Source organism: Caballeronia fortuita (genome assembly GCF_001544835.2).
Classification (GTDB): Bacteria; Pseudomonadota; Gammaproteobacteria; order Burkholderiales; family Burkholderiaceae; genus Caballeronia; species Caballeronia fortuita.
Map to the genome: position 1 here is coordinate 26,851 of NZ_FCNX02000014.1, position 14,800 is coordinate 41,650.

Sequence of the window (14,800 nt, forward strand, 5' to 3'; positions counted from 1 at the left end):
GGCCATTTTTTTGCGTGGCGAACATGAACCGATTGTTCGCGTGACGGAACATATGTCTTCACCTGCGGGGCGTTTATCCGCACGGCTCGAATCCATAAAATTCAACTCATGGAATAGGGAGCCGATGATGAAAGACTTGATCGCAAGACAACTGTATCAGCCGGCGGTGGTCTTGCCACTGCTACTCTTGACGCGCCTGATGGTCACGCTCGACTTCAATCTCGCGCAGGTCATGTTCGTGATGGTGTTGAGAGGCTCGCAGCACGCGTATCAGTTCGCGCTGCGCCACACCGTAGCGCGTCAGCGCAGCAGCGGGGCCATGAAGCATCTGCCCTGCAACAACTGCTGCTGACGCATCGCTTTACCCAAGCTCAATACACTTCAGGTACGTACATTTCATCGGGAACGGGCTGGCGCAGATAGTCGGGATTGAATACGCGATCGGGCAATTCGATCGGCTGATGTTCGATCTCGTGATACGGCACCTGACTCAACAGGTGATGAATGCAATTCAGGCGCGCACGCTTCTTGTCGACGGCCTGCACGACCCACCACGGCGCTTCCGGAATGTGCGTGCGCTGCAGCATGACTTCTTTCGCCGCCGTGTACGCTTCCCAGCGACGGCGGCTTTCGAGATCCATCGGACTCAGTTTCCACTGTTTGAGCGGATCTTCGATACGCGCCTCGAAGCGCACTTCCTGTTCGTCGTCGGTGATCGAGAACCAGTACTTGACGATCTGAATGCCGCTTCGCACGAGCATTTTTTCGAACTCGGGAACCGAGCGGAAGAATTCCTCATACTCTTCGTCGGTGCAGAAGTTCATCACGCGCTCGACACCCGCGCGGTTGTACCAGCTTCTATCGAACAGCACGATTTCGCCGGCCGCGGGCAGATGCGACACATAACGCTGGAAGTACCACTGCGTGCGCTCGCGATTGTTCGGCGCGGGCAACGCGGCGACACGGCATACGCGCGGATTGAGCCGTTGCGTGATGCGTTTGATCGCGCCGCCTTTGCCCGCCGCATCGCGTCCCTCGAAAAGCACAACGAGCCGATGTCCCTTGTTCACGACCCAGTCCTGCAGTTTCACGAGTTCGCCTTGCAGACGAAACAGCTCGCGGAAATAGGTCTTGCGTAGTTGACGGTCTTCGTCGGAGAAAGTCGATTCACCGTCGAGGAAGCGATCGTCCACCTCCATCTCGAACTCTTCGTCGTAACTGTCGATGATGTCAGCGTGGAAACGGCGCTGTTTTTCCGTCGTGTTCATGAAGGGCTCCGTGGCGTTCTTGGGCTGCCGCCGCCGCGATGAACGGTCGCGGCGCGGGACGGCCGAGTATGACGATATTGGATGGCATGCATATGACAACGGTTCATTCGTTCATTCTAGCGAGCGATGCGCCGCTTTATGACGCGGCGTCGCGCACCGTTAGAATGTTCCGGCACTTCGATGGCATGCCGATGGCATCGCCTGCCTCCAACCACACAGCGAGCAAACGCGATGACCGCATCGATCCCGAGTTTCGACGAAACCCAGACCGCGCGCCTCGTGCCCTACGACCGGCTCGTCGACACGCTCGCCGCGACGATGCTCGACTACGCGGCGGGCCGCATCGTGAGTCCCGAGCGCATGGTCGTGCCGATCGAAGGCGGCGTCATGTTGTCGATGCCCGCGAGCGCCGCCGATCTCGCGATGCACAAGCTCGTCAACGTCTGCTCGGGCAATGGCGCGCTCGGCCTGCCGACGATCCACGGCCAGGTCACCGCTTTCGACGCCGCGACGGGCGTGCCGCAATTCATGCTCGACGGTCCGACGGTGACCGGACGACGCACGGCGGCCGTATCGATGCTCGCGATCCGCGCGCTTCACCACGCCGCGCCGCGCGACGTACTCGTGATCGGTACGGGCAAGCAGGCGGCGTATCACGTCGAGGCGCTCGCCGCCGTCTATCCCGATGCGCGCATCCATGTGCAAGGCTCGCGCCCCGGACGCGCGCGGGCCTTTTGTGCGGCGCATGAATCGGTATCGAGCAGACTGTCGGCGCTTGAAGATACGTCGATTCCCCATTCGATCGACGTCGTCATCGCCGCGACGACGAGCAAGACGCCGGTCTATACGATGCCTGCGCGCGCGGGTCGTCTCGTGATCGGCGTGGGCGCCTTTACCGCCGACGCCGCCGAGATCGCCTCGGCGACCGTTCACGCGAGCGCGCTCTACGTCGACGATCCGGCGGGCGCACGTCACGAAGCGGGCGATTTCATTCTCGCGGGCGTCGACTGGCGCGCCGTGACCGCTTTGGCCGTCGCGCTGGCAAACGGGGCGAAGGTCGTCGATATGTCGCGGCCGATCATGTTCAAGTCGGTCGGCTGCGCTGCGTGGGATCTCGCGGCGTGCCGGGTCGCGCGCGTGGTTTTGTCGGAGGAAAGTGGGGCGGCGCACTAAGCTGGGCAAGGGACTGCGCGCTTGGAACGCTATTTGCTGAAAGCCTTTTCAATGACAGAGACGCCATACAGCGTCACACGACAACGGCGCATCATGCGCCACAGCAATCAAGCCAGCGAACTGACCCATGAATAGTCGATACGACAGCAAATGGCACCCGTGGATTCCGGCGCGCGACGACGGACGTGAAGGCGCGGGCGGCGCGGCGGAGCGGGAGCGCCGGGCGCACGCTAGCGCGGCGCCGCCCGCAGCCTACTTCATCTCCGTGCTGGAGCTTGCAACTGGCGAGAAGCTTGGCAACGACGAGCGTCTGCGCGCGGTCGCGATGCTCGAATCGCAGTTCGGCGCGGGCAGGCCGCGCACGCTGAAAGAAGCGGTGCGCATCTGCGCCGCGGCGATCGATTCGTCGACTTTGCAGCGCATGGCGCGCGGCGCGAAGGCATAAAACGTCTGAGAACACTGCGACAAGTAAGGCGCTTTTTTCACACGAGTGTAAAACGCGCGTGCTTGCCGAAAAGCGTGCGAACGTTCGGACAAGCGCGCGCGTCGTTTCATTGACCGTTCATTTGACGGTCTGAATCACTTCGAAGCCCTCGAACTCGGGATGCCCGAGATAGAGTTGACGCGTCTCGCCGCCGGCATTGCGATGCGCGGCGCGAAACGCGTCCGAGCGCGTCCAGTCTTCGAACGCAGTCTGAGTCGCCCAGATCGTGTGGCTCGAATAGAGCACGTGATCGTCCTTCGCCGGGCCTTTGAGCAAATGAAACTCGACGAAACCCGGCACGTCCTTGAGATACGTGTCGCGGCTCGTCCACAGGCGTTCGAAGTCGGCTTCGGCGCCGGGAACGATCTTGAAGCGGTTCATGGCGATAAACATGTCGATGCGGTTCCTTCACCGTTGGCATTGAGAAAAAGTTATCGATCGCGCCCGAGTTCGACGAGGGTCGTAAAGCCGCCGAAGAACATGCGCTGAGGATCGAACGGCGGCTCGCCCGATTCCATCATCGATTTGAGGCGCGGGTCTTCCATCACCTTCGCGTTGACGCTGTCGCGCTGCTCGCGCGATTCATAGACGATATACGAGAACACGACCGTCTCGCCTTCCCTCATCTGCACGCTTTGCGGAAACGATGTGAGCTTGCCGGGCTTCACGTCGTCGGCGAGGGTCTCCACGAACTCCAGCGCGCCGTGTTCCAGCCAGATCTTGCCGGCCGCTTCGGCCATCGTGCGATAAGCGTCGATCTTGTCGAGCGGCACGGGTACGACGAATCCATCCACGTAATGCGCCATCTGAGTCTCCTGAACGGTTCGGGCGCACCGCGCGTGCGATGCGCTATGGTTCGATCGATTGGCGGCGCTCGAAGTTCAGGAAGGCGCGGCGCGCTGGAGCAACGTCGACGAGAGCGGCGCGAGATTCATCGCATAGACCGATTCGAGCGGTTCGCCGAGCCCATGCGCGAGCGCCACTTTGACGACGATCGCATGTGTGACGACGATGCAGCGCCCGCACGCAAGCGTTTCGTCGAGGTATGCGAGGCCTCTTGCGACACGCGCAGCGAGCATCGCGACACTCTCGCCGCCGTGCGGGCGCGCTTGCGGGTCCGCGAGCCACGCGGCGATGGCATCGGGTTCGCGCCCGGCGGTTTCGCGTATCGACTGTCCGCGCCAGCGTCCGTAGTCGATGTCGTCGAAAGCCGGGACGACGTCGAACGAATCCGCGATCCATTGCGCCGTTTCGCGCGCTACGCGTGCTGGACTCGCGATCACGCGCGTATCCGCGCATGCGCGCAAAGAGGCGACTTGCGCGCGCGCGTCGTGTTCGGCGGGTTCGTCGCCGGCGGGAAAGCGGCCGGTTTTCATCGCGCGCGTGGCGGCGTGACAGAGAAGAATGAGTTCCAAGGAATCGAGCGGGGCGATCGTAATCGTTTTACTTTGCAGCGGATCATCATAGAATGGCAAGCTTGCAGTGCGAGGAAGCCGGTGCAAACCCGGCACGGTCGCGCCACTGTATGCGGTTCGTCAACGCGAAAGCGCGGCGCCGCGAGTCAGACCCCGCTGCATGCTCTTCGTCAATCGGGACGCGCTTTTCCCTGGAGAACCACCATGAATGCTTCCAATGCGCCGGTCTTTTCAGCTCCGGTTTCCTCGTCGCCCGACACGCTCGCGCCCGTGCCCATTCCGGTGCGCGAAGTGCTGCCTTGGGCCGTTTTCATCGGCCTCCTTCTGCTGATCGCAATTTACTTCGTCGGCGCGGAGCAGGGCGCGACGTCCATCTTTTCGGGCATGTACGTCCACGAGTTCGTTCACGACGGCCGGCATCTGCTTGGCTTTCCGTGCCACTGAGGACGCGTCATGATTCGCACTTTGCTGATACGCGGCATGATCGCGGGGCTGGTCGCGGGCCTGATCGGCTTCGGCTTCGCGCGTGCGTTCGGCGAGCCGTCGGTGGCGCGTGCCATCGCGTTCGAAGCGCAGCATGAACAGTCGCATGAGCACGAACACGGACATGCCGACGCCGCCGCGCCCGCCGCGCATTCTCACGATCACGGCGACGATGAACTCGTCTCCCGCGATACGCAAGCGGGCCTCGGAATCCTGACCGGCATCGCCGTGTTCGGCACCGCGCTCGGCGGTCTCTTCTCGCTCGTGTTCGCGTTCGCCTATGGACGCCTCGGCGCGTTGCGCGCGCAGGGCACGTCGGCGCTGCTGGCGTTGCTCGGCTTCGTGAGCGTCGCGATCGTGCCGTTTCTGAAGTATCCACCGAATCCGCCGGCGGTCGGCAATGCGGAGACCATCGGGCCGCGCACTGCGCTGTTCTTCGGCATGGTGGCGATATCGCTTGTCGCAGCCGTGTTTGCCGTGCGTTTGCAGCGGCGCGTCGCAGCGCGGCAGGGCGGCTGGAATGCGACGCTCATCGCGGCGGCTGCGTATATCGTCGTGATCGTCGCGGCGCAGATCGCGTTGCCGCGCATCGACGAAGTGCCGGACGGCTTCTCCGCTTCGCTGCTGTGGAACTTCCGCATCGCGGCGATCGGCATTCAGGCGCTGCTCTGGACGACGCTCGGTCTCGTGTTCGGCGCGCTTGCTGCGCGCGAACTCGAACCGCCCGCGGTGAGGAGAATGGCGACGGCGTGACCGGTTCGCGTCGCCGTTTGCAAGGCCCGCGCTTCTTACGAACGCGGGCCTCGCGCTCAGCCTTTCGTTTGCTCTTTCGCCGCGCGCCGCGCGAGCAGTTCATCGAACAGATCGAGCTTCGTGGCATCGTCCATCGACCGGAAGGTCTTGATCTCCTCGCGGCTTCTGAAACAGCCAAGGCACAAGCCGGTTTCAGGGTCGAGCTTGCAGACATCGGTGCAGGGCGAGCCGATGGGTTCCTGCGCCTTCGCGCGTTCGATCGTGAAGTCGAGGTCTTCTTGCATGGTCGTCATAGTGATTCGCCGCGAAAGAGCGCGGCGGCAGCAGCCGGATTCGACGGCCAGTAAGCGTGCATGTACGTGGCCGACACCGATCCGTGCCTATAAAGCGCTTCGCCTTCGGCGCCCGTCGTCGCGTGCGCCGCGTGCAGCACGGCTTGCATCGGCGTTTGCAGCGTCGAATAGTGGAACGTGTGGCCCGTCATCGCGCCGTGCATCGTGTCGATGCGCTGCATCGCGAGGCGCGATAGCTTGCGTTGCATCGCGGCGTCGCCGGGAAGAAGGCCGAGCATTGCATGACGCGTTCCTTCGATGTCGGTCAGCGTATCGAGCAGATACAGCATGCCGCCGCATTCCGCGACCACCATCTTCTTGCGCTCGACATGCGCGGCGATCGATGCACGCGTGCGTTCGTTCGACGCCAGCGCCGACGCATGCAGCTCGGGATAGCCGCCGGGCAAATAGAGCGCGTCGGCATCGTGCGGCGCGGGTTCGTTCGCGAGCGGCGAGAACGTGCTGATGCGCGCGCCCATCGCGGCGAGCAGATCGACATTGGCCGGATAGACGAACGAGAACGCGGCATCGCGCGCAATCGCGATATGCACGCCGTCGAGCAGGCGCGGCGGCGCGGGCAGCGTGGCATCGTCGAAATGAACGGGCGGCGGAAGCTCGGCGAGCGTCGTCTGCGCGATGGCATCGGCGGCGCGTTCGAGGCGCGCATCGAGGCCCGCGACTTCATCGGGCTGCGTGAGGCCGAGATGACGCTCGGGCAAGGCGATATCGTCCGCGTTCGAGAGATGCCCGCAATAGCGCAGCCCGTCGGGGATGGTCTCGGACAACATCTGCGCATGACGCGCCGATGCCACGCGATTCGCGAGCACGCCATGAAAGGGCACATCGTCACGATAACGCGCAAGCCCGAACGCGATTGCGCCGAAGGTCTGCGCCATGCCGTGCGCGCCGATCACCGCGAGCACGGGCACGTTGAACGTGGCGGCGAGATCGGCGCTGCTGGGCGTGCCGTCGAAGAGACCCATCACGCCTTCGATGAGAATGAGGTCGGCCTCGCGGGCGGCCTGCGCGAGCAGCGCGCGGCAGGCGTCCAGTCCGACCATCGACAGATGCAGCGAATAGACGGGCGCGCCGCATGCGCGTTCGAGGATCATCGGATCGAGAAAATCCGGGCCGGTCTTGAACACGCGCACGTTCAGGCCGCAGCGCGTGTGATGGCGCGCGAGCGCGGCCGTCACCGTGGTCTTGCCTTGATGCGAGGCGCTCGCGCCGATGAAAAGAGCAGGGCAGTCGGGCATCGCGATCAGTACTCGACGCCGCGTTGCGCTTTCACACCCTGCTCGCGATACGGATGCTTGACGAGCCGCATTTCGGTGACGAGATCGGCCAGTTCGATCAGCGCATCGGGCGCGTGGCGTCCCGTCACGACGACATGCAGCATCGCGGGCCGCGCCTTCAGCACGTCGAGCACTTCATCGAGCGGCAGGTAGTCGTACTTGAGCACGGTATTGAGTTCGTCGAGCACGACCATCTGATACTCGCCGCTTTCGATCATGCGCCGCGCCTCGTTCCAGCCACGTCGCGCGGTGGCGATGTCGGCATCGCGGTTCTGCGTGTTCCACGTGTAGCCGTCCCCCATCGTGACGAAATCGCACTGTGCGATCGCGCCGAGAAAATCGCGCTCGGACGTATGCAGCGCGCCCTTGATGAACTGCACGACGCCGAGCTTCATGCCGTGTCCGAGCACGCGCACCGCCATGCCGAACGCGGCCGTGGTCTTGCCCTTGCCGTTGCCCGTATTCACGATCAGCAGCCCTTTCTCGTGATCGGCCGCGGCCTGCTTCTTCTCGTGGCCTTCCTTGCGGCGCTGGGTCATGCGCAGATGCGATTCGGTATCGGTTTTCACGGGATCTCCGTAAGAAAGACGGCCGTATCGTACAACAGCCAGCGGCTTAATTCTGCGCTAACAGACGTTGGGCATCATGCAGTCACGCAATCAACGACTTCGGGAGCACGCAAATGGACGCCGCCCTTTACCTCTATCTGGAACTCCTGGCGCTGGCCTTGCTGATCTGGCTGTGCCGCGACAAGTTCAGACCCGTCGTGGCGAAGCCGCTCGCCGATAAACCGCGTCCGCGCGCAGCGACCAGGCCGGTCTTCATGTTCCGTTCGCACCCGGCGCATGCATCGTTGCGATCGCGACGGTTACGCCACAATCGATCGTCCTTGGCACGATGAGCGTGCGCGCGTTGCCCGCGAGCAGCGCACATGGCTCGCATACGCCATCGACGTTCATATGCCTTAATACGTGATGCGATACCGACGTGCGCGGCGCGCGCGCGATGTCATCGACGCTGAAAAAGCGCAGCGCAAGACGATGACGCTCGCAGAATGCGCGCAGTCCGGCTTCTTCCCGTTTCGCTTCAATGCTCGCGACGATCGCGATATCGGCCATTGCGCGCGTGCCCAATGCACCGCGCACGGCGCGTTCGATTGCGTCCGCGTGCGTGCCCCTTCGACAGCCGATGCCCACGGCAAGACGCACGTCGGCGGATTCATTCGTGTGAGCGATAACGGATTCCATACCGGCCGACCTTACCACCTTTCTTGACGCTCGCGCCCGCCGGGCCTAGACTTCCACGCAGTCTGGTGCTCGCGCGCGGATTCTCTTGCGCGCAGTTAAACGGGAAGCAGGGCGCGTTCATCGCATTTGTCGAACGAACGTCAACCTGCGCTGCCCCCGCAACGGTAAGCGATGCCCCGCGCGCGACGTTTTCATCGCATGCACGGGAAGCCGTCTTCGAGGCCACTGCGCATCATCGATGCGCGGGAAGGCGAAGCGGCATCGTCGTCAGCCCGGATACCGGCCAGACTTTCAGCAGGGAACGCGCTCGCGGGGATGCGACGCGGACCATGATCCATCGAAGCGTGCGTTTCCTTTTCCACTTAGCCGCGTTGCCAGGCATCGCGCGATATGAAGCGCACGCACTGAAGCCACGGAGCGACGATGCAAACCCGCAAGATTCCCGTCACGGTCGTGACCGGCTTTCTCGGCAGCGGCAAGACCACACTGATGCGGCACATCCTGTCGAACGCGCGGGGCTTGCGCCTCGCGGTGATCGTCAACGAGTTCGGCGAGCTTGGCATCGACGGAGAAATCCTGAAGGGTTGCGGCATCGGTTGCGACGACGAAGCCGGCTCGCAAGACCGCAATCTGTATGAGCTCGCGAACGGCTGCCTCTGCTGCACCGTACAGGAAGAGTTCTATCCGGTGATGGAGCAACTCGTCGAGCGGCGCGACAGCATCGATCACGTGCTGATCGAAACATCGGGTCTCGCGTTGCCGAAGCCGCTCGTGCAGGCGTTCAACTGGCCGTCGATCAAGAACGCATTCACGGTCGATGCAGTGGTGACCGTAGTCGACGGTCCCGCTGCCGCGAGCGGCCAGTTCGCGGCGAATCCCGTTGCCGTCGATGCGCAACGCAAAGCCGATCCCAATCTCGATCACGAATCGCCGCTGCATGATTTGTTCGAGGATCAGTTGTCGTCGGCGGATCTCGTCATCGTCAACAAGACGGATCTCATGGACGAGGCCGCGTTGCAAAAGGTCGAAGCCCTCGTGCGTCCCGAGATCCCGCCCGAAGTGAAGATCGTGCCCGCGCAGATGGGCAGGCTCGACATGCATACGTTGCTGGGTCTCGAATCGGCATCGGAGGAAACGATTCATTTGCGGCACGATCATCACGGCTCGCCCGACGAAGAAGGCCATGCCGATCATCATCACGACGAGTTCGATTCGGTCGTCGTGCATGGCAGCGTTCAGACGCGCGAGCAGGCTTTGGCCGCATTGCATGCGCTCGTCGAGCAGCACACGATCTATCGCGTGAAGGGCTTCGCCGCGTTGCCGGACGCGGCGATGCGGCTCGTCGTGCAAGGCGTCGGAAGGCGCTTCGACAGCTACTTCGATCGACGCTTCGAAGCAAGCGAAGCGAAGACCGAAAGCCGCTTCGTGCTGATCGGCGAAGACCTCGAACGCGAGGTGCTGCAGCGCGCATTCGACGCCGCGCTCGCGAGCGCCACCGTGCGGGCATAACGGCGATGCATCTTCTTCGCACGACACCGGGCGGTTTCGTCGACGACGCGCAAGGCGTCATGCGTATCGACCAGACGAGCGCGCCGATCGTCGTGCTCAGTTCCGCCGACACGACGCTCGCGTTGCTCGCAAGTGTGTTTCCGCGGCTCGAAGCGGGCTTTCCCGAAGTGCGGCTCGCGAATCAATCGTTCTTGCGTCAGCCCGCATCGGTCGATTTCTATATCGACGATGTGCTGCGACACGCGAAGGTCGTGATCGTCGATCATCTCGGCGGCGAATCGTATTGGCCTTATGGCATCGAGCGGCTCGTCGCGCTCGCCAGAGAGCGCAAGCAGATGCTCGCGATGTTCTCGGGCGATCTCACCGAAGACCCGAACCTCATCGGCAAGAGCACGGCGGATGCGCAGTTTTGCCGCGACTTGTCGCGCTATCTGCGCGAAGGCGGCGCGCGCAACGCGGAAGCGTTCCTGCGCACGATCGCGCATCGCGCGTTCGGCTTCGGGCGCGAGCCGCAGCCGCCGAGCCCGCTGCCTGCGGTCGCGATCTATCATCCCGAACGCGATATCGCGACGATCGAAGACTGGCAGGCGCGCTGGACCGAGGGCGCGCCCGTCGCCGCCATTCTGTTTTATCGCGCGCATTTGCAGTCGGGCAATACGGCGGTATTCGATGCGCTCATCGACGCGCTCGAAAATGAAGGCATGAATCCGCTGCCGATCGCGATATCGTCGCTGAAGGAGAGCGTGAGCCGCGAAGTGGTCGAGCGCTTGTGCGCGCAACACCGCGCAACGCTCGTCTTGAACACGACGGCGTTCGCGGCGAGCGTGATCGGCGACGACGACGCATGCGAAATCGCGGGCGATGCGCCCGTGCTGCAAGTGATACTGAGCGGCGGCAATCGCGACGACTGGCAGAAGGACAATCACGGGCTGAACTCACGCGATGTCGCGATGCATGTTGCGCTGCCCGAAGTCGATGGCCGCATCATCACGCGCGCGGTGAGCTTCAAGGGCCTCGCGTATCACTGCAAACATACGCAGGTGGATGTCGTGCGCTATCAGGCCGATGCCGAGCGCGTGCGCTTCGTTGCCGAACTGAGCCGCCGCTGGTGCAAGCTGCGACATACGCCGAACGCGCAGAAGCGCATCGCGCTCGTGCTCGCGAACTATCCGGCGAGCGAAGGACGTATCGGCAATGGTGTGGGCCTCGATACGCCCGCATCGGCGATCAACATTCTGTCGATGCTCGCGCGCGAAGGTTATCGCACCGGCAACATTCCGAAGCACGGCGATGCGCTCATCGCCGCGCTGACCGAGGGCGTGACCAACGATCCTGTCGTGCGCGATCTGCGTCCCGCGCTGCAGAGTCTCTCGCTCGACGATTACCTCGATGCATATCGCGAGCTCCCCGCCGACGCGCGCGCCGCGCTCGAGAAGACCTGGGGCGCGCCGCAAGACGATCCGACGATAAGGCGCGGCCGCTTCATGATCGCGGGCTATCGCTGCGGCGAAATCTTTGTCGGCATTCAGCCTTCGCGTTCGCGCGAACGCAATGATTACGCGAGCTATCACGATGCGGAACTCGTGCCGCCGCATGCTTATCTTGCGTTCTATGTCTGGCTGCGTGTGCGCTTTCAGGCCGATGCGCTCGTGCATGTCGGCAAGCATGGCAATCTCGAATGGCTGCCGGGCAAGAGCGTGGCGTTGTCGTCGTCCTGCTGGCCCGATGCGATTCTCGGGCCGATGCCGCATCTCTATCCATTCATCGTCAACGATCCGGGCGAAGGCAGTCAGGCGAAGCGCCGCGCGCAAGCGGTCATCATCGATCATCTGATGCCGCCGCTCACGCGCGCCGAGAACTATGGGCCGTTGCAGGATCTCGAACGTCAGGTCGACGAATACTACGAGGCGCTGATGGTCGATGCGCGCCGCGCGAAGCTGCTGCGCAAGTCGATCCTCGCGAGCATCGTCGGCAACAAGCTGCATGAGGAACTCGGCCTCGAAGCACCGCGCGATGCCGTGGGCGAAGACGCGTTGCTCACGCGCGCCGATGCCTACCTTTGCGAACTGAAGGAAGCGCAGATTCGCGATGGCCTGCATGTGTTCGGCGTCTCGCCGCAAGGCGTGCAGCGGCGCGATACGCTGCTTGCGCTCGGCCGCTTTCCGATTGGCGACGGTCAGGGCGCGAACGCGAGTCTCATCACGGCGATCGCGCGCGATCTGAATTTGCCCGACGCCTTCGATCCGCTCGACGCCGATTGGTCTGCGCCGTGGAATGGCCCGCGTCCGCAAGCGCTCATCGATGTCATGGATGCGCCGTGGCGCCATCACGGCGATACGCGCGAGCGACTCGAATCGTTCGCGATGCAACTCCTGTCCGGCGATGCGGCGAACGCGCCCGGTCCCCATGCATCGCTCGTGCTCGAACGTCTGCGTGGCGATGTGCTCGCAAGGCTCGATGCCTGCGGTCCGCAAGAGCTGACGCAATTGAGGCGCGGTCTCGAAGGACGCTTCGTGCCGCCGGGACCGAGCGGCTCGCCATCACGCGGCAGGCCCGATGTTTTGCCCACGGGCCGCAACTTCTATTCGGTCGATACGCGCGCGTTGCCGACGCAAGCCGCGTGGTCGCTCGGCGTGAAGTCCGCGAATGCGCTCGTCGAGCGGCACGTGCAGGACCACGGCGATTTTCCGCGCGCGATCGGCTTGTCGGTGTGGGGCACGGCGACGATGCGAACCGGCGGCGACGATATCGCGCAGGCGTTCGCGCTGATCGGCGTGCGTCCGAAGTGGGCTGCCGGAAGTCATCGCGTGACCGACTTCGAAATTTTGCCGATCGCGATTTTCAACCGGCCGCGCATCGACGTGACCTTGCGCGTGTCGGGCTTCTTCCGCGATGCATTCGCGAACCTCATTCATCTTTTCGATGCAGCGGTGCAGGCCGTCGCCGAACTCGACGACGAACCCGCCGACGTCAACCCGATCCGCGCACGCATTCTGCGCGAACGCGACGAACTGATCGCGCGCGGCATCGACGCGAAGGAAGCGCGGCTTCGTGCCGGCTGGCGCGTGTTCAGCACGAAGCCGGGCGCGTATGGCGCGGGCTTGCAGGAACTGATCGATGCGAAGCAATGGCAGACCGATGCCGATCTTTCCGCCGCGTATCAAAGCACGGGCGGCTATGCGTATTCGCAATCGGGCGACGGCGTGGAAGCGCGCGCGAGCTTCGGCATGCGGCTGTCGACACTCGATGTCGTGTTGCAGAACCAGGACAACCGGGAACACGATCTGCTCGATTCGAACGACTATCACCAGTTTCAGGGCGGCATGGTGGCGGCCGTGCGTTATCTGTCGGGCGTGCAGCCGCAGACGTATAACGCGGATCACAGCAACCCCGCCGCGCCGCGCGTGCGCACGCTGAACGAAGAGATCGCGCGCGTGGTACGTTCGCGCGTGGTCAATCCGAAATGGATCGATGGCGTGAAGCGGCACGGTTACAAGGGCGCGTCCGAACTGGCCGCGACCGTCGATTATCTGTTCGGCTATGACGCGACCGCGCGCGTCGTGTCGGATCATCAATACGCGCTCGTCACCGATGCTTACGTGAACGACGCCGATACGCGTGAGTTCATCACGCAACATAATCCGCACGCGCTGCAATCGATCTGCGAGCGCTTGCTCGAAGCAATGCAGCGCGGTTTATGGCAGCGGCCCGCTGGCTATCGCGAGCAGGTCGAACGACATTTGCTCGATGTCGAACAGCGCATCGAAGGCCGGCAAAATTGAACGCACTCGCTTTTCCCTTTACCGCGCTCGTCGCACAAGAGCCCTTGCAGCAAGCACTTTTGCTCGCGGCGGTCGATCCTTCGATCGGCGGCGTGCTGGTGAGCGGCCCGCGCGGCACGGCGAAGTCCACCGCGGCGCGCGCGCTCGCGGAGTTGCTGCCCGAAGGAAAACTCGTCACGCTGCCGCTCGGCGCGAGCGAAGAACAACTTATCGGCACGCTCGATATTCAAAGCGCATTGCGCGACGGCGGCGTGAAGTTTTCGCCGGGGTTGCTCGCGAAAGCACATGCAGGTGTGCTGTATGTCGATGAGGTGAATCTGCTGCCGAATCCGCTCGTCGATCAGTTGCTCGATGTCGCGGCGAGCGGCGTGAACATCGTCGAGCGCGATGGCATTTCGCATCGGCATGACGCGCGTTTCGTGCTGATCGGCACGATGAATCCGGAAGAGGGCGAGTTGCGTCCGCAATTGCTCGATCGCTTCGGTCTCGCCGTAGAGATGAGCAATTGCTTCGATGCGAGCGTGCGGCAGCGCATCGTCAAGGCGCGTCTTGCATTCGATGCCGATCCCGATGCGTTTCGCGCGCGTCATCGAAACGAACAGGCGGTGCTCGGCGAGCGCATTCACACGGCGCGCGCGGCGCTTGCATCGTTCGAATTCGACGATGCGGTTCATGCGCGCGTGAGCGAAATGTGCATCGAGGCGCACGTGGACGGCTTGCGCGCGGACATCGTGATGCTGCGCGCGGCGCGTGCGTTGGCGGCGTTCGAAGGTGCACCGCACGTCGACGTGACGCATGTGGAACGTGTCGCGGATTCGGTGTTGAAGCACCGCAGGCGCGAGGGCGACGCGCCTTCGCGTGAACCGCAAGGGCGTGAATCGACGTCGCAGGAAACACGGCCGGACGACGCGGACTGGGGCTACGTACCGCCCGAGCCGACGGGCACCGCGAAGGTCAAACAAGTGAGGCCGCTCGCCGCAAAAAAAGCGTGAGCCATCGAAGGCGCGGCGCGGATGCCTTCGGTGCGAGGCATCGCCTTCGATGGAATGAAGCACCGTC

General features: G+C 63.4%; 16 protein-coding genes and 2 riboswitches. Of the genes, 8 read left to right on the forward strand and 8 right to left on the reverse strand.

Annotated features, from left to right (window positions below):
* Positions 1-124: 124 nt before the first annotated feature.
* Positions 125-352, forward strand: coding sequence for a hypothetical protein (locus tag AWB77_RS24575; RefSeq protein WP_061137066.1), 228 nt, complete (start codon positions 125-127; stop codon positions 350-352).
* Positions 353-371: 19 nt separating this feature from the next.
* Here the strand turns inward: AWB77_RS24575 and ppk2 are convergent, their stop codons facing one another.
* Positions 372-1,268, reverse strand: a complete 897-nt coding sequence (ppk2, locus tag AWB77_RS24580) for a polyphosphate kinase 2 (protein WP_061137067.1) — start codon at positions 1,266-1,268, stop codon at positions 372-374.
* Between the two features lie 231 nt (positions 1,269-1,499).
* Here ppk2 and lhpI point away from each other — a divergent pair, with 231 nt between their 5' ends.
* Both lhpI and AWB77_RS24590 read left to right on the forward strand, forming a co-directional pair.
* Positions 1,500-2,441, forward strand: a complete 942-nt coding sequence (gene lhpI, locus AWB77_RS24585; RefSeq protein ID WP_061137068.1) for a bifunctional Delta(1)-pyrroline-2-carboxylate/Delta(1)-piperideine-2-carboxylate reductase — start codon at positions 1,500-1,502, stop codon at positions 2,439-2,441.
* A gap of 127 nt (positions 2,442-2,568) precedes the next feature.
* Positions 2,569-2,886: a hypothetical protein gene (locus AWB77_RS24590; protein ID WP_061137069.1), complete on the forward strand. Its 318-nt coding sequence runs from the start codon at positions 2,569-2,571 to the stop codon at positions 2,884-2,886.
* 117 nt (positions 2,887-3,003) lie between these two features.
* Here AWB77_RS24590 and hmuQ read toward each other — a convergent pair whose 3' ends face one another.
* The 3 genes from hmuQ to AWB77_RS24605 form a co-directional block, all read right to left on the reverse strand.
* Positions 3,004-3,318, reverse strand: a complete 315-nt coding sequence (hmuQ, locus tag AWB77_RS24595) for a heme-degrading protein HmuQ (protein ID WP_061137070.1) — start codon at positions 3,316-3,318, stop codon at positions 3,004-3,006.
* 38 nt (positions 3,319-3,356) lie between these two features.
* Entirely contained in the window at positions 3,357-3,731 is a 375-nt protein-coding gene (locus AWB77_RS24600) for a DUF1428 domain-containing protein (protein WP_061137071.1), read from the reverse strand.
* A gap of 75 nt (positions 3,732-3,806) precedes the next feature.
* A complete protein-coding gene (locus tag AWB77_RS24605; RefSeq protein WP_074168963.1) occupies positions 3,807-4,340 on the reverse strand; it encodes a histidine phosphatase family protein in 534 nt (177 codons plus the stop codon).
* A gap of 48 nt (positions 4,341-4,388) precedes the next feature.
* Positions 4,389-4,515, forward strand: a riboswitch (cobalamin riboswitch).
* Between the two features lie 29 nt (positions 4,516-4,544).
* Between AWB77_RS24605 and AWB77_RS24610 the strand changes: the two genes are divergently transcribed.
* A complete protein-coding gene (locus AWB77_RS24610; RefSeq protein ID WP_061137072.1) occupies positions 4,545-4,784 on the forward strand; it encodes a CbtB domain-containing protein in 240 nt (79 codons plus the stop codon).
* Positions 4,785-4,793: 9 nt separating this feature from the next.
* Positions 4,794-5,576, forward strand: coding sequence for a CbtA family protein (locus AWB77_RS24615; protein ID WP_061137073.1), 783 nt, complete (start codon positions 4,794-4,796; stop codon positions 5,574-5,576).
* Positions 5,577-5,632: 56 nt separating this feature from the next.
* Here the strand turns inward: AWB77_RS24615 and AWB77_RS24620 are convergent, their stop codons facing one another.
* From AWB77_RS24620 to AWB77_RS24635, 4 genes are all read right to left on the reverse strand, one after another.
* On the reverse strand, positions 5,633-5,869 hold the full coding sequence (locus tag AWB77_RS24620) for a DUF1289 domain-containing protein (protein WP_061137074.1): 237 nt from the start codon (positions 5,867-5,869) through the stop codon (positions 5,633-5,635).
* Positions 5,866-7,164, reverse strand: a complete 1,299-nt coding sequence (locus AWB77_RS24625; RefSeq protein ID WP_061137075.1) for a cobyrinic acid a,c-diamide synthase CobB — start codon at positions 7,162-7,164, stop codon at positions 5,866-5,868. Before AWB77_RS24625 ends, AWB77_RS24620 begins: the two co-directional genes overlap by 4 nt.
* A 5-nt stretch (positions 7,165-7,169) precedes the next feature.
* A complete protein-coding gene (gene cobO / locus AWB77_RS24630) occupies positions 7,170-7,772 on the reverse strand; it encodes a cob(I)yrinic acid a,c-diamide adenosyltransferase (protein WP_061137076.1) in 603 nt (200 codons plus the stop codon).
* Between the two features lie 252 nt (positions 7,773-8,024).
* Positions 8,025-8,450 carry a cobalamin biosynthesis protein gene (locus AWB77_RS24635; protein ID WP_061137077.1) on the reverse strand — a complete coding sequence of 142 codons (426 nt, stop codon included), beginning with the start codon at positions 8,448-8,450 and terminating at the stop codon, positions 8,025-8,027.
* Between the two features lie 46 nt (positions 8,451-8,496).
* Positions 8,497-8,752, forward strand: a riboswitch (cobalamin riboswitch).
* Positions 8,753-8,873: 121 nt separating this feature from the next.
* On the opposite strand from AWB77_RS24635, the gene cobW reads away from it, so the two are divergent.
* Genes cobW through AWB77_RS24650 form a run of 3 tightly spaced genes read left to right on the forward strand, consistent with a single transcriptional unit; the run spans position 8,874 to position 14,733 of the window.
* Positions 8,874-9,959 carry a cobalamin biosynthesis protein CobW gene (gene cobW, locus AWB77_RS24640; RefSeq protein WP_061137078.1) on the forward strand — a complete coding sequence of 362 codons (1,086 nt, stop codon included), beginning with the start codon at positions 8,874-8,876 and terminating at the stop codon, positions 9,957-9,959.
* A gap of 5 nt (positions 9,960-9,964) precedes the next feature.
* A complete protein-coding gene (gene cobN / locus AWB77_RS24645) occupies positions 9,965-13,741 on the forward strand; it encodes a cobaltochelatase subunit CobN (protein ID WP_061137079.1) in 3,777 nt (1,258 codons plus the stop codon).
* Positions 13,657-14,733, forward strand: a complete 1,077-nt coding sequence (locus tag AWB77_RS24650; protein WP_082852754.1) for a magnesium chelatase ATPase subunit I — start codon at positions 13,657-13,659, stop codon at positions 14,731-14,733. Before cobN ends, AWB77_RS24650 begins: the two co-directional genes overlap by 85 nt.
* Positions 14,734-14,800: the final 67 nt, after the last annotated feature.